Source organism: Curtobacterium flaccumfaciens, from assembly GCF_018598405.1.
Lineage (GTDB): Bacteria > Actinomycetota > Actinomycetes > Actinomycetales > Microbacteriaceae > Curtobacterium > Curtobacterium aurantiacum.
Genome location: NZ_JAHEWS010000001.1, coordinates 18,787 through 42,103 on the forward strand (window position 1 = coordinate 18,787; position 23,317 = coordinate 42,103).

The following is a 23,317-nucleotide window of genomic DNA, read 5'->3' on the forward strand; positions in this document are numbered from 1 at the left end:
CCCGTCGAGACGCCCCGAATCCGGCGGCGTTGCGGCGACGTGGCGGCGTCACAGCAAGACGACGGCGTCTCACCGCAGCACGACGTCCGCGCCCGCCTACTCGAACCGCTGCCAGGCTGGCTTGTTCGCGTACGTGTAGCGGTAGTAGTCGGCGAGCTGCAGCCCGGCGGCGGCTTCCTCGTCGACGACGACGGTCGCGTGCTCGTGCAGCTGCAGCGCGGACCCGGGGACGAACGAGCTGAGCGGCCCCTCGACCGCGGCGGCGACGGCCGCTGCCTTCGTCGGGCCCTGGGCGACGAGGACGAGCTCACGGGCCTCGAGGATGGTGCCGAGCCCCTGCGTCATGCAGTGCGTCGGGACCTGCTCGGGCGAGTCGAAGAAGCGCGCGTTGGCGTCACGGGTCGACGGCGCGAGGGTCTTGATGCGGGTGCGCGAGGCGAACGACGAGGTCGGCTCGTTGAACCCGATGTGCCCGTTGGCCCCGATGCCGAGGATCTGCACGTCGATCCCGCCTGCGGCACGGATCGCGGCGTCGTACTCCTTCGCCGCGAACTCCAGGTCGGCGGCACGGCCGTCCGGCACCCGCACGCGCGAGGCGTCGAAGCCGAGCGGTGCCACGACGTCGCGGGCGATCACGGCCGCGTACGACTCCGGGTGCTCGAGCGGGATGCCGACGTACTCGTCGAGGGCGAACCCCCGGGCCTCGGCGAACGAGATCTCGCCCGCCCGCACCCGGCGCCGCAGGTCGGCGTAGATGCCCTGCGGGCTGGATCCGGTGGCGAGACCGATGACGGCGGACGGCTTCTTGGCGACGACGGACGCGATCTTGGCCGCGGCAACGCGACCGACCTCGTCCGGCGTGGGCAGGATGATGATCTCCACGGCGCCAGCCTACTGGTCATGACCAGTATGCGACAGGGGTCGATGGGTAGCGTGGGGGCATGCCGACCCCCGACTTCGTCCTGTCCCTGCGCGAGAAGATCGGCACGGATCCGCTGTGGTTGACCGGCGTGACGGCCGTCGTCACGCGCGGCTCCGGCGCCGAGCGCGAACTGCTCGTGGTGCGACGGGCCGACACCGGCGCGTACACACCCGTCACGGGGATCGTCGACCCGGGCGAGGAACCCGCCGTCGCCGCCGAACGCGAGGTCCTCGAAGAAGCGGACGTCGTCGCCGTCGCCGAACGTCTGGCGTGGGTGCAGGCGCTGCCCGAGATGACCTACCCGAACGGGGACCGGTCGCAGTACCTCGACCTGGTCTTCGCCTGCCGCTACGTCTCCGGTGCGCCGAACCCCGCCGACGGCGAGAACACCGAGGCGTTCTGGGCCCGGCTCGACGCCCTGCCCGACATGTCCGAGAACATGCGTGCACGCGTCGAGGCCGGCCTGGCGGACGAGCGCGAGGCGCGCTTCCAGCGCTGACCCCACCGGCCTGGAGGCGCGGTGCCAGGCCGCCACGGGCCTCCCGTCCGCGTCCCCCGACGTTTCGGGCGCAGCGACAGTCCACGCGCCTGGTCGCGCGTGGACTGTCGCGCAGCGCGAAACGTCGTCGCGGTTACGCGAGCGGCGCGACCGCCACCGGCGCGCCGAGCAGGCGCACGGCGACCGGGTCGCCGGCCGCACGGCGGTCGCCGACCTCGTGCTGGACGGTCACGACGGTGTCGTCGTCCAGGCGGACGGTGGTGCGTCGGATCGACCCGAGGAAGCTCGAGGTGACGACGGTGCCGGTGATGCCCTCGGGGGCGAAGGCGATGTCCTCCGGCCGGACGTAGGCGAGCACCGGGCCGTCGGCGACCGAGGAGTCGAGCGCCGGCACCCGGAACCCGTACACGAACACGTCGCCGCCGCGAAGGTCGCCCTGCAGGCGGTTCGACTGGCCGACGAAGTCCGCGGTGAAGGCCGACGACGGGGTGCGGTAGAGCTCCTCGGGCGTGCCGACCTGCTCGATGTCGCCCGCCTGCATCACGGCGATCCGGTCGGAGACGGCGAGTGCTTCCTCCTGGTCGTGGGTGACGAACACCGTCGTGATGCCGAGGTCGGTCTGGATGCGGCGGATCTCGTCGCGCAGCGAGACCCGGACCTTCGCGTCGAGGGCGGACAGCGGCTCGTCGAGCAGGAGCACCCGGGGGCGGGTGACCAGAGCCCGGGCGAGGGCGACGCGCTGCTGCTGTCCACCGGAGAGCTGGTGCGGGTACCGCTCGGCGAACTCCCCGAGGTGGACCATGTCGAGGGCCTCGACCACGCGGCTCTTGCGCTCGGCGGCGGGGACCCGGCGCATCTCGAGTCCGAAGGCGACGTTCTGCCGGACCGTCATGTGCGGGAACAGCGAGTACTGCTGGAACACCATGCCGATGTCACGCTTGTTGACCGGGGTGTCCGCGACGTCCTGGCCGTCGATGCGGATCGAACCGGCGTCGATGGCCTCGAGGCCGGCCAGCGCCCGGAGCGCCGTGGTCTTGCCGCAGCCGGACGGGCCGAGCAGGGAGACGAACTCCCCCGGCTCGACGCGGAGCGACAGGCCGGCGAGCGCCCGGTGCGTGCCGTAGTGCTTCTCGACGCCGTGGAGTTCGACGACGGCACCGGTGGTGGCGAGGGACGCCGGGGCTGCCGGAGCGGTGACGGTCATGCGGACTCCTGGGTACGGGGACGACGGGTGGTTCGGGTGCCGCGGACCCGGCCCGTGCGACGGGAACCGATGCGGCCGATGAGGACGAGCAGCACGAAGCCGAACGCGAGGGCGGCGACCGAGAAGATCGCGGCGACGTACGGGTCGGTCCCCTGCACCAGGACGAGCGCGGTCTGGAACGTGGTGCGGGAGAGGAACGCGGCGAGCGTGTACTCGCCGAGCACCACGGTGATCGTGAGGAAGCACGCGGCCGTGATGCCCCGGCGCAGGTTCGGCAGGAGCACCCGCCAGGTGACGGTCCACCACGACGCGCCGAGGGAACGGGCCGCCTCGGACAGGACGGTCATGTCCGTCGCGGTGATGGCGGCGGAGATCGGTCGGAACGCGAAGGGCAACGTGACGATGCCGATCGCGAAGGCCAGTGTCCAGGCGCCGGAGCCGAAGACCTGCGACACGACCTGGTAGACGGGGATGAACCCGACGACGAGCACCACGACCGGCACGGTGATCGGCACGATGCAGACGAACTCCAGGACGCGTCGGAGCCTCGGGTAGCGCAGTGCGGTGATGATCTGGGCGGGCAGGAGCACGAACAGCACGATCCCGACGGTGATCGCGGCGATGAGCAGTGACGCCCCGAGCCCGTCGAACACCGGCTGGTAGGTGACGGCGTTGGCGGGGTCGCCGATCGCCGCCCAGTGCGCGAACGTCAGCCCACCGTCGGTGCCCTGCCGGAACGTGAACTGCAGCAGGGCGACCAGCGGGACGGCGAACAGCAGCCCGATCACGGTGAGCACGATCGCTGCCGCACCACGAGACGGGGCCGTGCCGAAGCGGCGGACGCGGGACGGGCCTCCTGTGCGGGCGGAGGCAGCCGACGCCGGACGCGACGGTCCCACCGGAGCCGCCGCGCTCATCGCTGCCACCTGGCGGCCCGGCGCTGCAGGAGCGAGTAGGCGCCCATCACGACCGCCATCACGACGACCATGCCGAACGCGAGCACCCCGGCGACGTTCTGCAACCCGACGAGCGTCTCGCTGGTGAGCTGCGTGCGGATCGTGAGCGGCACGATGCCACCCTGCGAGATGAGGGCCGCCGCGGTGGCGAACGACGAGAAGCCGTTCGCGAAGAGCAGCAGGAGCGAACCCCAGAACGCCGGCGCCAGGACCGGCAACGCGATCCGGCGCCAGTACGTCAGGCGCGAGGCGCCGAGGGTCGCGGCGGCCTCGCCCCACTGGGCCTTGACGCCCTCGAGTGCGGGCATGAACGTGAGGACCATGAGCGGCACCTGGAAGTAGACGTAGGGGATCACGAGCCCGGGCACGGTGTACAGGAAGGCGCCGTCCGCGTTGAGGTCGACGTGGAAGACCGTGACCAGCCACGTCGTGACGAGTCCCTGCACGCCGATCGTGGCGATGAACGCGAAGGCGAGCATCACACCGCCGAACTGTGCGAGGACGCTCGCGGCCGAGTCGATCATCGACCGGACCAGGCCGTCGGGCCGCAGCGCCGAGAGCGCCCAGCAGACGAGCGCGCCGAGGACGGCGCCGATGACCGCGGAGGCGGCGGACAGGCCGAACGACCCGCCGAACGCCCGCAGCACCGACGGGTCGGCGAAGGCCGCGAGGTTGGCGAACGTGAAGGCACCGGAGCCGTCGAAGAAGCCGCTGCCGATCGCGATCACTGCGGGCACCGCGAGGAACAGCAGGACGTAGGCGGCGAAGGGCGTCAGCCCCAGCCAGGCGAGGCCGACGCGGCGCCGGACGCGGGGTCCGGCGCCGCGACGGACGGCATCGGCGGGCGCGGACGCAGACGCCGGGCGCACGGTGCTCGCTGCGCTCGTCGGCGGTGCGGCGGTGCCGCTCGCCGCCGGTGCGGGCGCGTCTGCCGATGCCGTGGTCATGCTGCTCAGGACCCCATCGTCGAGGACCACTCGGCCTTGAGCACCTTCGCGGCGTCGGCGACCTGCGCGTCGGTCAGCTCGACGTAGTCCTTCGGCGCGCCACCGGCGGCGTCGAGGGCGTCCTGGTCGACCTTGCCCGACTTCTCCATCGCCGACAGGGTGGCGGGGAAGGCGCCGGCCTGCAGGTAGAGGTTCTGCGCCTCCGGGCTGGCGATGTACTCCTGCCACAGGCGGGCGGCCGCGGGGTGCGGGGCGTCCTTGGTGATGGCCTGCGAGTAGTACGAGCCGAGCGCCTGCCCCTTCGGGACGACGGTCTTCCAGTCCTTGTTGCCACTCGCGCCCGCTGCCGGTCCCCACGCCAGGTTGTTGTACGACCACTGGATGACCACGGGGGTCTCACCCGAGGCGACCGTGGCCTGCGTCGGCAGCACGTTCTGGAAGTTGCCGGCCTTCTTCAGGTCGCCGAAGTAGTCGACGCCCTTCGTGATGTCGTCGGCCGAGCCGCCGTTCTCGAGCGCCGCCAGGTACACGGCCGACGCGGCCTGGTTGGCCTGCGTCGGGTCACCCGCGATCGAGACCTTGCCCTTGTACTCGCTGCCGAGCAGGTCCTTCAGGTCCTTCGGGGCCTCGGAGACCTTCGACGAGTCGTACCCGATCGACATCAGGCCGGTGTAGTCACGCGTCCACGCACCGTCCTTCTCCTTGAGGTCTGTGGGGATGTCGTCCCAGTTCGCGACCTTGTAGTCGGTGAGCAGGTCGAGGTTCTCCTGCAGCACGGCGTTGCCGAGGTCGAGCACGTCGGGCGCGGTGGACTGGCCCTTCTGCGACTTCACGGCGGCGACCTCGTCGGCGCTCGAGCCGTTCGGGTTCGCGGAGTTGATCTTGATGCCGTACTTCTTCGTGAAGCCGTCGATGATCTTGCCGTAGTTGGCCCACGACGGCGGCAGCGCGATGACGTTCAGCTGGCCCTCGGCCTTGGCGGCCTTGACGAGGGCGTCCATGCCGCCGGCGGATTCGGCGCTGGTGGCGGTCTTCCAGTCGGTGTCACCGTCGGAGCCGGCGGTCGCGGAGCTCGTCGCCGAGCATCCGGCGAGGGTGACGATCGCGGCGGCGGCCAGGGCGATGCCGGCCAGGGTGCGCTTGTGCTGCACGGGTGGGCCTTTCGGGTGGGAACGTGGGGTGTCCCGGGGGTCCGGGTCGTGCACGATCGTGGACGCGGCCGGTATCCGCTCCGTGCTGCGGCGGTGAACGGGGACCGAACAGCGGGTGCGCCTGTACGATTTGCTCGTTCTGGGCGCATGGTCGCGCCCACACCAGGCCTGGAGGCACGGATGCGGTTCACGACGACGGTCCTGCAAGCACGGAAGACGGCGACCGGACTCCCCGTCCCGGAGTCCGTCATCGAGGCGCTCGGATCCGGCAAGCGCCCCGCGGTGGTCGTCACGATCAACCGGGGCTACACCTACCGGTCCACCGTCGGGGTCATGGACGAGCAGTTCCTGGTGCCGCTGTCGGCCTCGCACCGTGAGGCCGCCGGGATCGCCGCCGGGGACACCGTCGAGGTCGCACTCGAGGTCGACACCCTGCCCCGGACCGTCGACCTGCCGGAGGACCTGGCCGCCGCGCTGCAGGAGGCCGGCGTGCGTGCGGCGTTCGACACGCTGTCGAACTCACGGCAGCGGGCACTCGCCGATCCGGTCACGCAGGCGAAGGCCCCGGAGACCCGGGCTCGGCGGATCGAGAAGGTCGTGGAGTCCCTGCGGGGGTAGTGGCGGGGCGGGCGGGCTGGGGCGGGGTGGTCGTTCCGGGCATACCTGGTCGATTCGGGCGTACCTGGTCGGAAGTTCTGGGCAGGTACGCCCGAAAACACCAGGTATCGCGGGCGTTCTGGGAAGGAACGGGCGCGCTCAGGCCCCGAGCTCGACGAGCACCCGCGGGATCTCCGTCACGAGTTCGCTCGCCAGGTACCCGAGCGGCCCCACCTGCACCGCGAGCCGGTCGCCCGCGGCAGCGTGCACGTAGGACGCCCACGCCACGGCCTGTGCCGGATCGGCGCCGCGTGCGAGCAGCCCGGTGACCGCGCCGGACAGGACATCGCCGCTGCCACTGGTGCCCAGGCCGCCCGAGCCGGTGCCCTTGAGCCATGCCCGACCGTGCGGCGTGGCGATGGCGTCGCCGAGGGCCACGACCGCACCGAACCGGTTCGCGATCGCCACGGAGTCGGCCACGTCGTCGTCGCTGCACTCCCGGCCGAGCAGGCGCTCGGCCTCGCCGGAGTTCGGCGTCATCACCAGTCGACCCCGCAGTGGTTCGAGGTGCTCGCGCACATCGGCGGCGACACCGAGGGCGAAGGCGTCGAGCACGACGGTGGTCTGCGGTCCGATCACGTCGGCGAGCCCGGCCACGAGGTCGCGGGAACCGTCCGGCTCGTCGAGCCCCGGCCCGACCAGCACCGCGTCGGCGCTCGAGGCGCTCCCGGCGATGCCCTCGATCGCGCCCACGGCGATGTGTCCGTCCTGGTCCTCGTCGAGGGGTTCGACCCCGGACTCGGGCACCGCGACGGCGACCTCGTTCGCGACGCTCCGGCCGACGGCCAGCGTGAGGCGACCGGCGCCGACCCGGAGTGCGGCGAGCGCGGAGAGCATCGCTGCGCCCGGGGTCCGCGCGGCACCGCCGACGATGAGCACCTGCCCACGGCCGTACTTGCCGGCACCCACCTCGGGCAGCGGCCAGTCGCGGAGGAAGTTCGGGGTGACGGGTTCAACGGACATGTTCGTCGTCCTTCCGGCCGGTGTGCTGGGTGACCTCGTCGTCGTCCAGGTGCCCGACCGAGGAGAACTCCTCGAGCACCCACGGCGCCCCGGCGTCGTCGCGTCGGAGTCGTGTGAGGGAGGCGTTCGCGACGGCGTGCGTCCGAGCGAACTCCATCAGTGCCGGCTCGTCGAGGCCGAGACAGACCGCGACGGCGAGCATCACGACGGCGTCGTGCGCGGCGATCACCAGGCGCTCCACTCCCTCGACCCGCTCGACATCGCCGAGGACCGAGCGGAGCCGGAGCATCACGTCGGCCCAGGACTCCCCGCCCGCAGGCCGGTGGTAGTACTTGCCGAGCCACTGCCGACGGCGTTCCTCGTCCGGGTAGCGGTGGCGGACACCCTGCAGGGTCAGCAGGTCGAGGACGCCGAGTTCGCGGTCACGGAGCCGTTCGTCCACCCGCTTCTCGGGTTCGGCGAGACCGGCTGCCTCGAGCGCGATCGCGATGGTCTGCTGTGCGCGGAGGTACGGGGAGACCCAGAGCGCGACGGAGACGTCGTCGATCCCGCGGTCGGCGAGCTCCTGCCCGAGGGCGCGGGACTGATCGGTGCCGAGGGGGCTGAGCGGGACGTCGGCGTCCCGGAACTCGACGTCGATCACGTCGTCGCCAGCGGCTTCGGCGAGAGCCGCCGCGACGTTCGCGACCGATTCGCCGTGACGGACGAGCCAGATCTCCTGCACTGCCATGCGGCCACGCTAGCCAGAGTGCGCTGTGCCGGTTCCCCGGTGCGGGATCACCCCGTCCGGCGCCGAGCGCTTCGGACCGGGCGGACCGCGCACGGGAGCCCCGCCGCCCGGAGGCGCAGCGCCAGCGCCTCGAGGTCGAACAGGTCGCGCCACTCCAGCCGGATGATCGTGCGGACGCCCGGCACCGTGAGCAACCTGCCGTGCCGCCGCTTCTCGTCGAGGAACACCTCGGTCGGGCTCCGGCCACCCAGGTAGCGCTCTTGGGAGTACTTGGCCCGTCCGTCGATCTCGACGATGACCCCGTGGTCCGGGAACCAGAAGTCCACGGCGGAACGACGGCCGTCGACGACGAACTCCTGCTGCAGCACCGGCGCGGGCAGCCCGAGCTCCCGGAACACGACCCGCGCGAGCGATTCGGCCGGTGACCCGGAGCGTCCGTCGGCCAGGTCGAGCACCTGCTGTGCCAGGGCGCGGGCACGGGCCTTCGGAGGGACCGCTCGTCGGAGATCGTCAGTGTGGACGCCGCGGTGCAGAGCGGCATCCGCGACGACCACTCCCGAGCGGAGATCGCCGGCCATCGCGATGTCGACGACGGTGCGGGGGACGGAGGTGACCGCGACCGCACCGACCGTGACCCGTTCCGCTCGGGCGACGGGTCTCGTGTGCAGGACCAGGCCGGCGCTCCGACCCCGGTACATCGACTCCGGAACCGTCGCGTGCACCGCCACGTCCCACCCGCCGAGCGCCGGGAGCCCGTGCACGGCCGCTGCGGACTGGTGCGACGCGGTCGCCCGGGTGCCGAGCCGACCGAGCCGTGCGAAGACGCGGGTGACGTACCGCTGACGAGGCCCGGCGGCGTCCCAGGCGGCCCCCTCGACGAAGGCGTTCGGCCCGACGCGGACGAGGCGACGGGCCCCCGCCATCCGGGTCCGGCGCCGCAGGGTGGTGGCGTCGAGACCGGCCTCGCGCGCGGCGGATGCTCGGAGGATGGGCAGCGACTCGTTCATGCACGTGACGATGCCGGACCAGCCACCCGTCTCGCGGGCCGACGTCGAGAACTGTGGACGGGCCTCCAGGCCTGGGCGGTTGTGGAGGGAAGACGTTCCTTCCCAGAACGCGCGCGATGCCCAGCGGAATCGGGCGTACCTGGTCGAAAGTTCCGACCAGGTACGCCCGATTCCACCCGGCACGCCCGATTCCACCCGGCCACACCCGCACCCACGCCCGAAACCACCCTGCCGCACCCCGCACCCCGCAACACGACGCCGGACGGAACGCACCCGTGTCCCGTCCGGCGCCGCGGTCTCTCCCCGGTCGCGCGCCGGGCCCGCTGCCTCAGGCCCGACGCACGCGCAGCGTCACGATCTCGAACGGACGCAGGGTCAGCACGACCGGCTCCTCGGCAGCCCACGAAGCCGACGCACCCGACGACGAGGCCACCGGCCGCTCGAGCAGGTCGACCTGCGACACCGACTCGACGTCGAACCCGAAGGAGACCCCGACGTCCGCCGCCCGGCCGCCGAGCCCCTCGTACAGCCGCACGACGACGTCACCGGAGCGGTCCTCGGCGAGCTTGACGGCCTCGACGAACACCTGCGGCGACGACACCGTGACGAGCGGCGTGACCTCGGCTGACCCGGGGACGCTCCGCACCGGCAGGTTCAGCCGGTACCCGGAGTCGGCGGCGTCGAGCACCGAGGCCCCGATCCGCAGCACCGTCCGGAACACGTGGTGCCCCTGGTCGGCGCCCGGGTCCGGGAACGTCGGCCCGCGCAGCAGCGACTCCCGCACGAGCGTGGTGGTCCCGCCGTCCGGCCGGGTCTCGCGCGTGATGTCGTGGCCGTAGGTCGAGTCGTTCGCCACCGCAACGCCGAACCCGGGCTCCGCGACGTGCACCCAGCGGTGTGCCGAGGTCTCGAAGCGGGCATGGTCCCACGAGGTGTTCTGGTGCGTCGGCCGGTCGATGTGCCCGAACTGGATCTCGCTCGAGGCCGACGACGCGAGCACGTCGATCGGGAACGCGAGCTTCAGCAGCTTCTGGTGCTCGTGCCAGTCGACCTCGGTCTCGACGGTCAGCTCCGGTTCGCCCTGCACCGCGGAGTAGCGCGTGGTGAGCGTCGACGATCCGAAGGACCGTTCCACCACGAGCTCGTCGCCTGCGATCGCGACGGACGACGCCGACAGGACGGTGCCGTTGCGCTGGTACGCGCGGTCGATGTCCCACGCCTCCCACTGGTTCGGGGTGTCCCGGAACACCGTGTAGTCCGCCGCCGCAGCGCCGGGCGCGATCGCGTCGCGTCCGGTGGCGTGGTCGACGAACGAGACGACGTGGCCGGCAGCGTCGATGGTCGCGGTGACGACGCCGGTGTCGAAGACGAAGCGGTCGCCGCTCCGGACGGGAGGCACGGGTCGCGGCGCGTGGACCACCGAACCCCCCAGGGCGGTCACGTCCCCCGCCGCGACCGGCGAGGCGTTGAAGCGCACGACCGACGCGGGGTCAGCGGCACCGGCGGCGCCCGTGCTCGCGGTGCCGGTGTCGGCTGCGCCGGTCCCGATCCCGCCTGCGGCGAGCGCCGTCGTCGCGCTGCCGATCAGCCCCTCGAGCACCTCGGCGACCCGGGCGTACTCCTCCTCGGCGTTCTCGTACACCCACGCGATCGACGACCCCGGCAGGATGTCGTGGAACTGCTGGAGCAGGACGGTGTGCCAGGCCTCCTCGAGTTCGGCGTACGGGTACTCGCTGCCGAGCCGGACCGCCGCCGTCGCCGCCCAGAGCTCGGCTTCGCGCAACAGGTGCTCGGAGCGGCGGTTGCCCTGCTTCGTCCGGATCTGCGACGTGTAGGTGCCACGGTGGAACTCGAGGTACATCTCCCCCGACCACACACCCGGCGTCGGCAGTTCGGCCTCGAGCTGTTCGAACACCTGCGCCGGCGTGCCGAGCGTCACACGGGGCGACCCGTCGAGGTCGTGCTGACGGTGTGCCGCGCCGACCATCTCGCGGGTGGGGCCGCCGCCACCGTCCCCGAAGCCGTAGAGCAGCATCGAGGTGTTGGCGGTGCCGCGCTCCTTGTTGTTCCGTTCGCCCCGACGCAGGTCGGCCGGTGAGACGTCGGAGTTGTAGGTGTCGGCCGGGGGCAGGTGCGTCAGGACGCGCGAGCCGTCGATGCCCTCCCAGTGGAACGAGGTGTGCGGGATGACGTTCGTCTCGTTCCACGACGGCTTCTGGGTGACGAACCACTTCGACCCGGCGGCACGGACGATCTGCGGCAGGGCGCCCGAGTAGCCGAACGAGTCGGGGAGCCAGGCCTCCGGGGTGTCGATGCCGAACTCCTCGAGGAAGAAGCGCTTGCCGGCGACGAACTGGCGGGCCAGGGCCTCACCGCCGGGCAGGTTGGTGTCCGACTCGACCCACATGCCGCCGACCGGGATCCACCGGCCCTCGGCGACCCGCTGCTTGATGCGGGTCCAGATGGACGGGTACTCGTCGCGGATCCACGCGTACTGCTGCGCGGACGAGCAGGCGAAGGTGAAGTCGGGGTCGCGGTCCATCAGGTCGAGCACGTTCGAGAACGTCCTGGCGCACTTGCGTTTCGTCTCGCGCACGGGCCACAGCCAGGCGGAGTCGATGTGGGCGTGTCCGACGGCGATCGCGCGGTGGGCGGCGGGGCTGGCGGGGACGGCGAGCACGGGCGCCAGGACCTGACGGGCGTCCGCGGCCGTGCCGGCGACGTCGTCCGGGTCGAGCGCGTCGGCGGCGCGTTCGAGTGCCCGCAGGATGTCGGCGCCGCGGGTGCCGTCGGTGGGGAGCTCGGCCATCAGCCCGCGCAGCACCCAGAGGTCCTGCTGCAGTTCCCACACGGTGTCGTCGCGCTCGACGACCTCGAGGGCCTTCAGCCGGTAGATCGGGTCGTCGCCGGCGGTGGAGCGCGAGCCGAGCGGCGTCGCACCCTGGAACGAGTCGCCGCCGATGTCCGGGTTCGCCCCGGCCTCGATCCAGAGCTCGAAGGACTCCCCCGGGCCGACCTCGAGCGGCACCGTGTCGTTCCGCGGCTCGATCGCCTTGATCGTGGAGCCGTCGGCGCGGAACGCGAGTCCCTCGGCCTGGAACCCGGGCTGCCGCTTGGTGAACCCCAGGTCGACGAGGAGCTCGGCGGTGGTCCCCGGCACGGTGCCGAAGTCCGCCGGCACGGTGCCGGTCACCCGGAACCAGGTCGTGCCCCACGGTCGTCCGCCCCAGTGCGACCCCACCGTGAACGGTGTGTACGTCTCGCCGACGGCGGTGTCGAACGGCACCGGTTCGCCCGGCACCTCCCACGCCTCGATCGTCACCGGCGCCGAGCGGCGGTGGACGGCGGGGTCGACACGGTCGCGGACGAGGCGTGCGATCCGGGCCTCGACGAGCGGTTCGTCCTGGTGCATGTGCTTCCTTTCTGGTTGCAAGACACCGGTGTTCGCGAACGGAACCGCGGTTCGCGGGTGTTCGACGCGCGAACACCGGTGTCTTGCGGGGCGGGGCGGGGCGGGGCGGGGAGCCGGCGGATCAGCCCTTGATGCCGCCGGCGAGGGCGTTGCCGCCGCCGAGGCCTCGGGACACGATCACGTAGAGGGCGATGACGGGCACGGAGTAGACGATCGAGAACGCGGCGAGCTGGCCGTACGCCACCGCCCCGTTCTGCCCGAAGAAGTTGAAGATGCTCACCGCGGCGGGCACCTTCTCGGGCGAGAGCAACAGGACGAACGGGACGAAGAAGTTCCCCCACGCCTGGATGAACACGAAGATGAAGACGACGGCGATGCCCGGACGCATGAGCGGGATCACGATGCGGGTCAGGGTGGTGAGCATCGAGGCGCCGTCGGTCCAGGCCGCCTCTTCCAGCGAGATCGGCACCGAGTCCATGAAGTTCTTCGCCATCCAGATCGCCATCGGCAGCGACGTGGCGGCGAGGAAGAAGATGCAGCCCCAGACGTTGTCGATCAGGTTGAGCGACACGAACAGCGCGTAGACGGGCACCATCATCGCGGTGATCGGCAGGCCGGTGCCGAACAGGATGCTGTACAGGAACGGCTTGTTGACCCGCATCTTGTACCGGGACAGCGGGTACGCGGCGAGCAGCGCGAAGACCACGGTGACGACCGCGGTGCCGCCGGAGAGCAGCAGGCTGTTCGCGAGCGGGATGAACGACAGCTCGGGGGTGAGCACCTTCGCGAAGTTGTCGAGGGTGAACTGCGAGGGCAGCTTCACCGACAGCGACGCCTGGGTGTCGAACGAGGCGAGCACGAGCCAGAGCAGCGGCACCGCGAAGCACACCGCGATGACGAGCAGCACGGTGTTCGACACCCACCGCATCGTGCGGCCGCGGGGCGAGGTCATGTGCATGGACCCGGGTGCCGTCACCGAGCGGGTCGTGGTCTGGTCGAGGGACGGGGCTGTCATGGCCATCAGTCCACCTCCGGCTTGAGTGCTCGGATGTAGATGATCGAGAAGACCGCCCCCACCACGAGCAGGATGGTCGCGATCGCCGTCCCGAAGCCGAGCTGCGAGAACTTGAACGCCTCCTGGTACGCCAGGATCGGCAGGGTCGACGAGTTCGTGCCCGGCCCGCCGCCGGTCATCACGAAGATGAGCGTGAACACCGACAGGGTCTGCAGCGTCGTGAGCATCAGGTTCGTCGAGATGCTCCGGCGGATCACCGGGAGCGTGATGTAGACGAGCCGCTGCCAGCCGGTGGCGCCGTCGACCTCGGCTGACTCGGTGATCTCCTCGGGGACCTCCTGCACGGCGGCCGAGTAGACGAGCATCGAGAACGCGGTGCCGCGCCAGATGTTCGCCAGGATCACGGCGAGCATCGGGTACGTGTAGAGCCAGTTCGCGCCGGTGATCCCGATCGACGCGAGGAACGTGTTGAGCGTCCCCTCGTCGTTGAAGAACGCGTACGCCGCGAACGACGCCACGATCTCCGGCAGGACCCACGCGGCGACGACGAACGTGCCGACGATCGCCCGGACGGCCTTGTTCGCCGAGCGCATCAGCAGGGCCAGTCCGAGGCCGAGCACGTTCTGTCCCACCACGGCCGAGGCCAGCAGGAACACGATCGTCAGGATGACGGACTTCGGGAAGTCCGGGTCCTGGAACAGCTCGACGTAGTTCTGGAACCCGACGAACTGCTGGTCGGCGGCACTCGCGCCGGTCAGGGCCGAGTTGGTGAACGACCCGTAGAACGACGAGATGACGGGGCCGAGCAGGAAGATGACGAGGAGGACCAGTGCGGGCAGGAGCGGGACCGCTCGTCCGACGTTCCGCAGTGGTCGCCGCTTGCGCGGTACGGGTGGATCGGTGCGCTTGGGCGCACCGGGCGCCGACAGCGTCGGCGCGAGGGGGGTGCTGGACACGATGGGTGCCTTCCGGGTGCGGAGGGGTTCCGAAGGTGGGGAAAGGCAGCCGGGAGGCGCGGTGCGGGACCGCCCCGCGCCTCCCGGCCGTCAGTGGGTGACGTCCGTCAACCAGCGGAGACGGTGTTCTCCTTGCCGACCACCTGCGTGACGGCCTCGTCGTAGGCGGCTGCCGCTTCCTTCGGCGACTGCTGCCCGGTCATGACGGCCTCCATGGCGACCTGGATCGCGTTGGACACCTGCGAGTAGTCACTCGTCGCCGGGCGGAAGTTGGTGTTCTCCACCAGCCCCGAGAAGAACTTGAACGTCGGGTTCGCCGCCGTGTAGGCGGGGTCGTCCGCGACGTCCTTCCGGACGGCGATCTGGCTGTTCTCGGTGTCGTACTTCAGCGAACCGTCCTTGTCGAGGAAGCTCGTGATGAAGTCGAACGCCGCCTGCGGGTTCTTCGACTTCGCGCCGACCGCCAGCGTCCATCCACCGGACATCGAGTTGTAGCCCGGGGCTTGCCCGTTCTGCGTCGGCATGGGTGCCTGGCCCATCACGTCGTTCCACTCGGGCCACGGCGCGGTGCCGGACTCCAGCCACGTGCCGGACTGCCACGAACCGTCGAGGTCGATCGCGAGCTTGCCCTCCGGCAGCCACGTCTGGGCGATGGTCGTGCCGACGTTCGTGTCGAGCGCCTGCTGCGGTGTCGGGCCGAGGCCGCCCTGGTAGACGTCCTCCACGAACTTGAGCGAGTCCTCGAACTGCTTCGAGCCGGTGACCCACTTCTTGTCCTTGTACAGGGTGTTGCCGGAGCCGTCGGCGCCGTACAGGAGCATCTCGAAGCCCTGCATGGTCGAGGCCTCGCCCTGCGCCTTGCCCGAGTAGATGTTGAACGGGATGACGTCGGGCTGCTTCTCCTTGATGGTCTTCGCCGCCGCGAGTACGTCGTCCCACGTCTTCGGCTTCCACGGGACGTCGAGTCCGGCCTTCTCGAAGATGTCCTTGTTGTACCAGAGGGCTCGGGTGTCGGTGCCCATCGGGACGCCGTAGATCTTGCCGTCGTCACCCTGCCCGGCCTGCTTGGCGTTGTCGAAGAACTGGTCCCACTCGTCCCACTTGTCCGTGTACTCGTCGAGTGGCAGCAGGTAGCCCGCCTCGGCATCGGCCTTGACGAGGAACGTGTCCTCGTACATGACGTCCGGGGCGGTCGCCGGCGCCTTGTTCATGAGCGCGAGCTTCGTGTAGTAGTCGTTGCCCTGCGCCTGGATGGGCACGAGGGTGACCTTCTTGCCGGGGTTGTCCTTCTCGTACTGCTTCTTGACGACCTTCATCTGGGCGTCGAGCTGCTGGAAGGCGCCGAACTTCTGGTACGCGATCTTGATCGTGTCGCTCGAGGCGGACCCCGAGCTCGAGCAGCCAGCCAGACCGACTGCGGCCACGGCCACAGCTGCGAGTCCGGCGATGATGCGGGTGCGTTTCATCGGTGCTCCTTTGCACGGGTGATGTCCGCGGGCATCATCGCCCGCGCGCAAGATTAGTCCACCGTATTGACTTAACCGTGTCAAGGAGTTTCTGGGGCGGGTGCCGGGTCGGATCGGGCGTACCGGGCGGAATCGGGCGTACCGGGTCGGAAGTTTCGACCAGGCACGCCCGATTCCGCTTCCCATCGCGTGCGTTCAGCACTCCTCGGCAGACGTCGGCGCCGCGGGTGGGGGTAACCCCCGGCCACTTCCGGGTGCGCGCGTGATGTTTCAGCCGCCGCTCGGTCACGAGACTGGATCCATGAGCACCGACACGCGCCCCACCACCGCCCGCCGAACCCTCCGGATCGCCCTCGCCTCCACCGCAGCAGTGACCGCCCTGCTGCTGACCGCCGGCTGCAGCGCGATCCAGGACATCGTGCCGAACAAGACCCCGCAGAAGCACTTCGCCACGTACTCCGACGCCCCGCGCTCCGGCGAGTCGGAGGACCTGGCGTTCTTCATGCCGAAGTGGGTGCCGAAGGACGCGAAGGACATCGACGTCCGCCTGCACGCCTCGCAGCCGGGCTACGTCATCGGGTTCGCGTCGAAGGACGGCGTCGACGTGGACGACTGCACCCCGCTCGACGAGTCGTACGGCGGCACGGCGATGACCGCGGACTTCATGCCGGAGGAGCTCCCGACGAAGGGCCTGGTCACCTGCGGCGACGGTCGCGCCGTCACCGAGATCGACGGCCGCTGGTACGGCTGGACCACGAAGGACGCGATCCCCGGTCAGGAAGACGACCAGACCATGCACGACGCCGAACACTGAACGCGACCACCCACCGGCCTGGAGGCGCGTGCCGGCCCCGCACCGCGCCTCCAGGCCGCCCTGGGGGCGCCTCCACCACCCATGGTGTGCAGCAATGGTCGGGTCCCCACTGCGGACCCGACCATTGCTGCACACCATCCACCCCCGTGGGGCGTGGGGACTACTCCGCAGCCGCAGCCCGACGTCGGCGACGCACGATCAGCACACCCGCACCCGCACCCGCCGCGAGCAGCAGGAACGCCACCAGCGCACCGGCACCGAGCCCCTCGGCACCCGTGAACGCCAACGGACCATCAACCGTGATCGTGATCGGGGTCCACCCGATCAGACTCCCGTCCGCAGCCGTCACCGCCAGACGATGCACCCCAGCTGCCGTGTCCGCCGGGATCGTCACCCGAACCGTCCCATCAACAGCGACCGTAGCCGTGCCGATCAGCGTCGGGGTCGAGAACAGCCACACGTTGACCGTGTCACCGGCCGACGCAGTACCCACCGTCACCGTGATCGTCTCCCCCGCACGAGCCGACGCCGGAGCCGACACCCCACCACGGTTCGCCTCCGTCAACAGCGACTCCGACGGTGCCACCGGCACGACCGGCGCAGCCGAGGGGCCGGTCGTCGGGCCACCGGTCGGCGTCCCACCCGGGGTCGGGCTCGGGGTCGGCGTCTGACCGCCGTCACCCGGCGTCGGCGTCGGCGTCGGCACCGGCGTCGGGTCGGTGCCCGGGTCCGTGTCGCCGCCCTCGCACGGGTACGTCCCCGTGCGGAGCGAGAACCCGTCCGTGTCGTTGTCGTCCGCGTAGAACGTCGGGCGCTCCCCGTCGGTGCAGACGCCCGAGATCGCGAAGCCCTCGTTGGCGAGCGTGCGGTCGGCGGCCGAGGGCGCCTCGTACAGCGTCGAGGCGGCGAAGGCCCCGTCCGTCACCTCGTACAGCGCGGTGCGGCCGGAGCACACCTCGTCGCAGACCACCCAGAGCGCGTCGAGCGTCGGGTCGAACTGCACGTCGGCGACCACGGCGAGCGACGTCGCGATGGTGGCGACCCGTGCCGAGGACCCGTCGTCCATCAGGGCGTAGGCGTACACGCTCGCGGTGCCCTCGACCCCGACGAAGAACAGGCCCTCGCCGTGCCCGGCGTAGGCCGACGGCGCGTAGGCGGTACCGGTGCGCTCGTCGGTGAAGCCGTGCGCGGTGAGCCAGGCGTCCGGGATCCAGGTGATGCCCTCGAGCCCGGCGTTCGCGCCGAGCCCGGGGAAGTCCGCCGCGAGGTTCCACTCGTCGGTCGCCCGGAGCGTTGCCTCGGAGCCGTCGGTGGTGGCGTAGCGCAGGACCGACGGGCGGCTCGTGCTCGACACGTCGTTGTTCCGCTCGGTCGACACGTAGACGGCACCGGGGTCGTCACTCGTGACGGTGACGCCCTCGGCGTCCGGGGTGCCCGTGCCGTCGGCGTAGCGCAGGTCGGCGCCGGCGGCGTTCGACGGCGCCCAGCCACCGGTGCCGTCCGAGGTCAGGTGGTAGAGCAGCCCGTCACCGTTCTGCACGGCCCAGAGCTGCCCGTCCCGCGAGGACTTCGACGTCGTCCAGTCGAGGCCGCTCAGGTCACCGGTGAAGGTGGCCTCGTCGTCGAGCACGGTCTCGTCCGGGCCGCCGGGCCAGACCTCGGCGGTGACGACGCCGGCGAACGTGTTCGCCAGGCCCTTCGTGGGTGCCGAGGTCTCGGCGAAGTCACCGGTGCCGTCGGGGTTGCGGCCGAACGTCGTGCTCGCGTGCGCCGTCCACGAGGTCGAGTCCACGGCCGTGCCCCGGGCATCGAACAGCCGGGCGGAGTCCGCCTTGCCGAGTCCGAACCCGAAGTCCGACTCGTCGAGCACCGTGAAGCCCCCGGCCGCGACGGTCGTGCCCGCGGGGATCGTGGAGGCGTGGTCGTCCTCGCTGTCCTTGAACACGTACCCGCCCAGGTCCACGGCGGTGCTGCCGGTGTTGGTCAGCTCCACCCAGTCGCCGGGGGTGCCGTCCTGCGACTCGACCTCGTTGATCCGCACCGGTGAGGAGCAGTCGTTCGCCGCGCCCTTGGTCGAGGCCGTGGTGTCGACGAGTGCCCCGACGCCGTCGGCGCAGCGACCGTAGGTGACACCCGCGTGGGTCGTCCACGCGTACCGGAGCACCAGGTCACCGGCGGGGTCGTAGAGGCGTGCGGTGTCGGCGCCGCCGAGTCCGAAGTCGAAGCCCGGGGCGGTCGCGGACAGCTGGTCGACGACGAAGTACCCGCCGGCGGCGATGGTCGAGCCGCTCGGCAGGACGTACGCGTCGTGCGAGCTGTCGTTGTCGAGGAACGCGTACCCGGTCAGGTCGATCGCGGCGCCCGAGGTGTTCTTCAACTCCACCCAGTCGGTGTCGTCGCCGTTCGACTCGACCTCGTTCACGACGAGGCCGTTGGCCGCGACGGCCCCGACGGCCGGGTCGTCGTCCCCGACGGCGGCGAGCGCCGGGCTGGCCGTGACGACACCGGTGGCGACGACCAGGGCGGCCGCGATGGCGGCGCCGATGCGGAGTGTGGGCGGGCGCAGGGCGGGAGCGCGCATGCAGGGTCCTTCTCGGGTGCTCGGGGAAGAGGAGGGCGGGACCTGCACGACTGTTCAGCACCCAGGCGTCCGGCCGGTGGCCGGTCGGTGAACGCGCGGTGTCCCCGGGCCGCGCCCGGCGCTCTGGACGCACGGAGGGCGGACGGGAGGCGCGGGGCGGCCCCGCACCGCGCCTCCCGTCCGCCCTGCGGTCGCGCCTACCGCACATGGTGAGCAGAAGACGTCGGGTCCGCATGGCGAACCCGACGTCTTCTGCACACGTGTTGCTCGAGGTGTCAGCGCTCGGTGACCTCCGAGAAGTCCGGAGTGCCGTCGGGGAGTGCGGGCAGGGGCGTGCCGTCGACGTAGCGCGGCCAGGCCAGGGCGCGGGAGGCCGACGGACGGGACGCGTAGCGACGCCCGTCGGACGCGACGACCGTTTCGGGCGCGGGACCGGGGGTGGAGGCGGGAGCGGGCGCAGGTGCGGGAGCGGGCGGCAGCGGGACCTCGGGTGCAGGTGCGGGAGCGGCCGGCGTCGGCGTCGAGCTCCACGCCGGCTGCTGCTCGGGCACCGGCCACGTCGCCGACGGGAGGGCGCCCCGCGGGCGGAACAGCGCGTTGCTCAGCGGGACCACGACGGTCCCGAGCAGGTCGAGGATCACGACCACCCAGACGAGTCGCCAGTAGCCCCGCGCGTAGTCGACGTCCGGTGCGAGCAGCGGGATCGACAGCAGCAGGGCGAGCAGGGCGATCACGCCGACGGTGGCCTTGGCGACGACCTGCAGAGCGGGCGTCGGGTAGCGCCGGTGGATGACGAGCAGCAGGTGCACGTGCAGGAGCGCCACGCGTGCGACGCCGACGAGCCACATCCAGTGCCAGAAGTGCTCCACGACGAACCAGATGCCGTCACCGTCGACCCCCGTGGGGACGATCCACACCTTGTACAGGCCGGCGACGAGCAGGTACATCGACGTGGCGATGCTCGCGAACGCGAACGTCCCCGACCGCCTGGACGAGACGTCGGCGTCGTACCAGGACAGCAGCGCGAAGACGACGACCACGACGATCGTCAGGAGCAGCTGCACCGCGACCATGCCGAAGTCACCGAGCAGCACCGCGGCGATGCCGACCAGGCCCGCGGCGACGACCGCGCCGATGATCGTCCGGAACACGAGCGGGCGCACCTTCGCCCACCGCGGATCCATCGTGCCGTTCATGTCGTCCGTGCTGTCCGTCATGCGTCCCCCACCGTCCTCCGCGCACCTGGCGGATCATCGTTCCGCAGCGTAGCGGGCCGTGGCGGTCCACACCGACCGGCCAGGCCGCCCGCCGACCGCGCCGTCAGCGCCCGATGAACCGCGTCGTCAGCGCCGGATGAGGAGGGCGCTCGCCCGCGGTGACAGGGCGGCGTCGAGCACCAGGCACGCGGCACCGACCGCGGCGACGTCGGCCCCACGGTCGCTCTCGACCACCTGCACCGGGTGCTTCGGCACGAGCAGCGGCGACCCGACGATGGCGGTCCGCGCCGCCGGCAGGGCGGCGCTCGCGATGCGGGACCAGAACGGCCCGCCGAACACCACGCGGTCGACGTCGAGCAGGTTCACGATGAGGACGACGGCGTTGCCCATCACGGTGCCGGCCTCGGCGGCGAGCGTGACGGCGGTGTCGTCCCCGGCGGCGATGGCTGCCGCGAGCTCGTCCCACGCGGCGTCCACGGCGTCGACCGAGTCGGCTGCAGCGCCGCCGCCCGACAACGCCAGCCCCCGCGACCGCGCGACCCGGACCAGCCGGTCCGGTGCGACGGCGGCACCGACCTCACCGCGCGTACCCGAACCGTCCGGGGTGCCGGCCAGCGAGCCCTGGTCGACCATGATGTGTCCGGCGTCGCCCGCGTTCGAGCCCACCCCGCGCACGGGTTCGTGGTCGACGACGAGCCCGACGCCGAACCCGGTGCCGAAGTACACGAACGCGAAGTTCCGCGCCGAAGACTCCCCCGCCAGGAACATCTCGCCGACCGCGGCGGCCGTCACGTCCTTCTCGAGCAGCACCGGGTAGCCGGTGGCCTCGGCGACCGCGTCGCGCAGGGGCACGTCCCGCCAGCGGGGCAGGAACGGAGGGTCGACCACGATGCCCGCCTCGACGTCGATGGGTCCGGGGCTCGCGATCCCGACGCCCAGCACGCTCTCGACGGCGACCCCGGCGTCGGCCACGAGCCCGTCGACGGCCGAGGCGATGGTGCGCACCACCTGAGACGGATCGTCGGCGGTCGGGGTCGAGGTCGTGGACGCGGCCACGACGGTGCCGGCGAGGTCGAGCAGCACGTAGGTGACGACCGCCGGATCGACGTGCACGCCGACCGCGTACCGGCTGCCCGGCTCGAGCCGCAGGATGGTGCGGGGCTTGCCGCGACCCGAGACGACGGTGCCGGACTCCGCGATCATCCCGGCCTCGATCAGGAACCGGGTGACGTTCGACACGGTCTGCGCGCTGAGCCCCGTGCGGGCTGCGAGTTCGACGCGGCTCAGGCCGTCGGGTGAGCGGCGGACGGCGTCGAGGACCACGGTGCGGTTGAACCCGCCGATCGACGGGAGGTTCGCTCCCCGTCGATGCTCTGCCATGCCGCGACGATACCGTGACAACGGTGCGGTCTCGGTCTGCCGTCGTCACTGGCCCCCACAGGGGTCGCACCGTTAGCCTGGCCGCATGTCCGACCTGCGCCTGGAAGAACTCTCCGCGAAGACCGCTGCCGCGGCCAACTCCCTGACGCTCAAGCCGGGCCAGGAACAGTTCGTGCAGCCGACCACCTACGGGGTCGCCGAGTCCGACGTCAAGCCGAGCTCCGCGTGGACCCGTGTCGTCCTCGACGACGACGAGGTCCTCGGCCTGATCATCGGCTCGTTCGACGCCGACAACGCGCAGGAAGAGCTGCGCAGCTGCATCTGGCGCGTCAACGTGGCGGCCAGCGCGCAGGGCCGCGGTGTCGGCCGCTTCGCCGTGCACGGCCTGGCGGACGAGGCCCGCAGCCGTGGGTTCGAGCGGCTCACGGTCGTGTACGAGCCGGGTGGCGACGACAGCCCCGAGGCGTTCTTCCGCGCCGTGGGCTTCGAGGTCGTGCGCGAGACCCAGTACGGCGACCACTTCGCGGTCCTGACGCTCTAGCACGCTCCGACGACGTGCTCTCCGACGACACGGCGCCGTCCGACGCCACGGTCAGCGAGTCCGGGGCGGCCGTCGACTTCGGCGCCGCCGTCGCCGAGGTTGTCCGGATGATCCCGCCCGGCCACGTCATGACGTACGGCGACGTCGCAGCAGCCCTCGGATCGCGGGCGTCGCGGGCCGTCGGCAAGGTGATGGCGCACGAGGGTGCCGACCTGCCCTGGTGGCGCGTGGTGCGCGCGGGTGGGCACCCGCCGCTGCACCACGAGGCCAGGGCACTCGAGCACTACCGCGCCGAGGGGACGCCGCTCGTGCAGGGGACGTCGACCTGGAGGCTCGACATGCGTCGTGCGCGCTGGTCGCCCGCCACGGATGCGGACGACCCGTTCTGATCCCCCGGCGACGCGGGTCGGCCGGCGGATCGGCCGACCGACCGACCGTCAGCGGTCGAAGCGCGCACCCTTCGGGTTCGCGGGCAGCAGGCACAGGACGTACACGATCAGCGAGCCGATGCCCGGCACGATGTGCAGGAACTGCCAGAAGCCGGACAGGTTCGCGTCGTGCAGGCGTCGGGCGCCGAGGCCGAGCGAGCCGATGAGCGTCGCGAGCACCCACAGCATGAACAGGTACGAGCCGACGGGGTTCTCGAGCACCGGGGTGTCCGGCGTGAACACCTGCGGGACGAGCTGCAGCACGAGCCCGATCGCGAACGACGTCAGCCACCACCACCAGAACTCGGCGCGCGATGCCCGCCCGGTGAACACGGTGTACTTCTTCCAGAACCGTCGGACGGCCTCGGCGAAGGGGGCACCGTAGAAGGGGTCGTGCAGGGCGACGCCGCCGGGCTGCACCACGCTGTCGTTGCTCATGGAGCAAGCCAACCACGTGGTGCAGCCCGACCG

At 71.4% G+C, this 23,317-nt stretch carries 21 protein-coding genes; 5 read left to right on the plus strand and 16 right to left on the minus strand.

Annotated elements, in window-relative coordinates:
• Positions 1-96 precede the first annotated feature (96 nt).
• Positions 97-882 (minus strand): glucosamine-6-phosphate deaminase, encoded by a 786-nt coding sequence (gene nagB / locus KK097_RS00105; RefSeq protein ID WP_214543306.1) that lies wholly within the window; start codon positions 880-882, stop codon positions 97-99.
• 59 nt (positions 883-941) lie between these two features.
• On the opposite strand from nagB, the gene KK097_RS00110 reads away from it, so the two are divergent.
• On the plus strand, positions 942-1,421 hold the full coding sequence (locus tag KK097_RS00110; protein WP_214543307.1) for an NUDIX hydrolase: 480 nt from the start codon (positions 942-944) through the stop codon (positions 1,419-1,421).
• A gap of 133 nt (positions 1,422-1,554) precedes the next feature.
• Here KK097_RS00110 and KK097_RS00115 read toward each other — a convergent pair whose 3' ends face one another.
• Genes KK097_RS00115 through KK097_RS00130 form a run of 4 tightly spaced genes read right to left on the minus strand, consistent with a single transcriptional unit; the run spans position 1,555 to position 5,679 of the window.
• A complete protein-coding gene (locus KK097_RS00115; protein ID WP_214528794.1) occupies positions 1,555-2,625 on the minus strand; it encodes an ABC transporter ATP-binding protein in 1,071 nt (356 codons plus the stop codon).
• A complete protein-coding gene (locus KK097_RS00120; protein WP_214543308.1) occupies positions 2,622-3,542 on the minus strand; it encodes an ABC transporter permease in 921 nt (306 codons plus the stop codon). Before KK097_RS00120 ends, KK097_RS00115 begins: the two co-directional genes overlap by 4 nt.
• Complete coding sequence (locus KK097_RS00125) at positions 3,539-4,528, minus strand: ABC transporter permease (RefSeq protein WP_250896300.1); 990 nt, start codon at positions 4,526-4,528, stop codon at positions 3,539-3,541. Before KK097_RS00125 ends, KK097_RS00120 begins: the two co-directional genes overlap by 4 nt.
• A 5-nt stretch (positions 4,529-4,533) precedes the next feature.
• Entirely contained in the window at positions 4,534-5,679 is a 1,146-nt protein-coding gene (locus tag KK097_RS00130; RefSeq protein WP_214528797.1) for an ABC transporter substrate-binding protein, read from the minus strand.
• A 180-nt stretch (positions 5,680-5,859) separates the two neighbouring features.
• On the opposite strand from KK097_RS00130, the gene KK097_RS00135 reads away from it, so the two are divergent.
• A complete protein-coding gene (locus tag KK097_RS00135; protein WP_214543310.1) occupies positions 5,860-6,297 on the plus strand; it encodes a YdeI/OmpD-associated family protein in 438 nt (145 codons plus the stop codon).
• Between the two features lie 138 nt (positions 6,298-6,435).
• On the opposite strand, the gene KK097_RS00140 is transcribed toward KK097_RS00135, so the two are convergent.
• The 7 genes from KK097_RS00140 to KK097_RS00170 form a co-directional block, all read right to left on the minus strand.
• Positions 6,436-7,299 carry an NAD(P)H-hydrate dehydratase gene (locus KK097_RS00140; RefSeq protein ID WP_214543311.1) on the minus strand — a complete coding sequence of 288 codons (864 nt, stop codon included), beginning with the start codon at positions 7,297-7,299 and terminating at the stop codon, positions 6,436-6,438.
• Positions 7,289-8,029 carry a histidine phosphatase family protein gene (locus tag KK097_RS00145; RefSeq protein WP_214543312.1) on the minus strand — a complete coding sequence of 247 codons (741 nt, stop codon included), beginning with the start codon at positions 8,027-8,029 and terminating at the stop codon, positions 7,289-7,291. The genes KK097_RS00140 and KK097_RS00145 overlap by 11 nt, the downstream gene beginning before the upstream one ends.
• 47 nt (positions 8,030-8,076) lie before the next feature.
• The gene (locus KK097_RS00150; protein ID WP_214543313.1) at positions 8,077-9,036 is read right to left on the minus strand and encodes a hypothetical protein; all 960 of its coding nucleotides are present in this window, start codon (positions 9,034-9,036) and stop codon (positions 8,077-8,079) included.
• Between the two features lie 328 nt (positions 9,037-9,364).
• Entirely contained in the window at positions 9,365-12,448 is a 3,084-nt protein-coding gene (locus KK097_RS00155) for an alpha-mannosidase (RefSeq protein WP_214543314.1), read from the minus strand.
• A gap of 121 nt (positions 12,449-12,569) precedes the next feature.
• Complete coding sequence (locus tag KK097_RS00160) at positions 12,570-13,463, minus strand: carbohydrate ABC transporter permease (RefSeq protein WP_371836703.1); 894 nt, start codon at positions 13,461-13,463, stop codon at positions 12,570-12,572.
• 5 nt (positions 13,464-13,468) lie between these two features.
• Positions 13,469-14,419: a carbohydrate ABC transporter permease gene (locus KK097_RS00165; protein WP_017888131.1), complete on the minus strand. Its 951-nt coding sequence runs from the start codon at positions 14,417-14,419 to the stop codon at positions 13,469-13,471.
• 107 nt (positions 14,420-14,526) lie between these two features.
• Complete coding sequence (locus KK097_RS00170; RefSeq protein WP_214543315.1) at positions 14,527-15,885, minus strand: extracellular solute-binding protein; 1,359 nt, start codon at positions 15,883-15,885, stop codon at positions 14,527-14,529.
• Positions 15,886-16,186: 301 nt separating this feature from the next.
• Between KK097_RS00170 and KK097_RS00175 the strand changes: the two genes are divergently transcribed.
• Complete coding sequence (locus KK097_RS00175; RefSeq protein WP_214543316.1) at positions 16,187-16,699, plus strand: hypothetical protein; 513 nt, start codon at positions 16,187-16,189, stop codon at positions 16,697-16,699.
• Between the two features lie 160 nt (positions 16,700-16,859).
• Here KK097_RS00175 and KK097_RS00180 read toward each other — a convergent pair whose 3' ends face one another.
• The 3 genes from KK097_RS00180 to KK097_RS00190 all read right to left on the minus strand — a co-directional run bounded on the left by KK097_RS00180 (position 16,860) and on the right by KK097_RS00190 (position 21,877).
• Entirely contained in the window at positions 16,860-19,280 is a 2,421-nt protein-coding gene (locus tag KK097_RS00180) for a lamin tail domain-containing protein (RefSeq protein ID WP_214543317.1), read from the minus strand.
• Between the two features lie 275 nt (positions 19,281-19,555).
• A complete protein-coding gene (locus KK097_RS00185) occupies positions 19,556-20,497 on the minus strand; it encodes a hypothetical protein (protein ID WP_214543318.1) in 942 nt (313 codons plus the stop codon).
• 126 nt (positions 20,498-20,623) lie between these two features.
• Positions 20,624-21,877, minus strand: coding sequence for an ROK family transcriptional regulator (locus tag KK097_RS00190; protein WP_214531507.1), 1,254 nt, complete (start codon positions 21,875-21,877; stop codon positions 20,624-20,626).
• Positions 21,878-21,962: 85 nt separating this feature from the next.
• On the opposite strand from KK097_RS00190, the gene KK097_RS00195 reads away from it, so the two are divergent.
• Both KK097_RS00195 and KK097_RS00200 read left to right on the plus strand, forming a co-directional pair.
• Positions 21,963-22,418, plus strand: coding sequence for a GNAT family N-acetyltransferase (locus KK097_RS00195; RefSeq protein ID WP_027466669.1), 456 nt, complete (start codon positions 21,963-21,965; stop codon positions 22,416-22,418).
• Between the two features lie 14 nt (positions 22,419-22,432).
• Positions 22,433-22,807 carry an MGMT family protein gene (locus tag KK097_RS00200; protein ID WP_307858314.1) on the plus strand — a complete coding sequence of 125 codons (375 nt, stop codon included), beginning with the start codon at positions 22,433-22,435 and terminating at the stop codon, positions 22,805-22,807.
• Between the two features lie 48 nt (positions 22,808-22,855).
• Here KK097_RS00200 and KK097_RS00205 read toward each other — a convergent pair whose 3' ends face one another.
• Entirely contained in the window at positions 22,856-23,284 is a 429-nt protein-coding gene (locus tag KK097_RS00205) for a DUF805 domain-containing protein (protein ID WP_214531506.1), read from the minus strand.
• Between the last annotated feature and the right edge of the window lie 33 nt (positions 23,285-23,317).

Coding starts and splice junctions, on each gene's coding strand:
- KK097_RS00150 (WP_214543313.1), bottom strand. CDS start 9,036: ATGAACGAGTCGCTGCCCATCCTCCGAGCATCCGCCGCGCGCGAGGCC.
- KK097_RS00135 (WP_214543310.1), top strand. CDS start 5,860: ATGCGGTTCACGACGACGGTCCTGCAAGCACGGAAGACGGCGACCGGA.
- KK097_RS00185 (WP_214543318.1), bottom strand. CDS start 20,497: ATGACGGACAGCACGGACGACATGAACGGCACGATGGATCCGCGGTGG.
- KK097_RS00145 (WP_214543312.1), bottom strand. CDS start 8,029: ATGGCAGTGCAGGAGATCTGGCTCGTCCGTCACGGCGAATCGGTCGCG.
- KK097_RS00110 (WP_214543307.1), top strand. CDS start 942: ATGCCGACCCCCGACTTCGTCCTGTCCCTGCGCGAGAAGATCGGCACG.
- KK097_RS00125 (WP_250896300.1), bottom strand. CDS start 4,528: ATGACCACGGCATCGGCAGACGCGCCCGCACCGGCGGCGAGCGGCACC.
- KK097_RS00205 (WP_214531506.1), bottom strand. CDS start 23,284: ATGAGCAACGACAGCGTGGTGCAGCCCGGCGGCGTCGCCCTGCACGAC.
- KK097_RS00140 (WP_214543311.1), bottom strand. CDS start 7,299: ATGTCCGTTGAACCCGTCACCCCGAACTTCCTCCGCGACTGGCCGCTG.
- KK097_RS00155 (WP_214543314.1), bottom strand. CDS start 12,448: ATGCACCAGGACGAACCGCTCGTCGAGGCCCGGATCGCACGCCTCGTC.
- KK097_RS00190 (WP_214531507.1), bottom strand. CDS start 21,877: ATGGCAGAGCATCGACGGGGAGCGAACCTCCCGTCGATCGGCGGGTTC.
- KK097_RS00120 (WP_214543308.1), bottom strand. CDS start 3,542: ATGAGCGCGGCGGCTCCGGTGGGACCGTCGCGTCCGGCGTCGGCTGCC.
- KK097_RS00195 (WP_027466669.1), top strand. CDS start 21,963: ATGTCCGACCTGCGCCTGGAAGAACTCTCCGCGAAGACCGCTGCCGCG.
- KK097_RS00175 (WP_214543316.1), top strand. CDS start 16,187: ATGAGCACCGACACGCGCCCCACCACCGCCCGCCGAACCCTCCGGATC.
- KK097_RS00180 (WP_214543317.1), bottom strand. CDS start 19,280: ATGCGCGCTCCCGCCCTGCGCCCGCCCACACTCCGCATCGGCGCCGCC.
- KK097_RS00115 (WP_214528794.1), bottom strand. CDS start 2,625: ATGACCGTCACCGCTCCGGCAGCCCCGGCGTCCCTCGCCACCACCGGT.
- KK097_RS00170 (WP_214543315.1), bottom strand. CDS start 15,885: ATGAAACGCACCCGCATCATCGCCGGACTCGCAGCTGTGGCCGTGGCC.
- KK097_RS00160 (WP_371836703.1), bottom strand. CDS start 13,463: ATGACAGCCCCGTCCCTCGACCAGACCACGACCCGCTCGGTGACGGCA.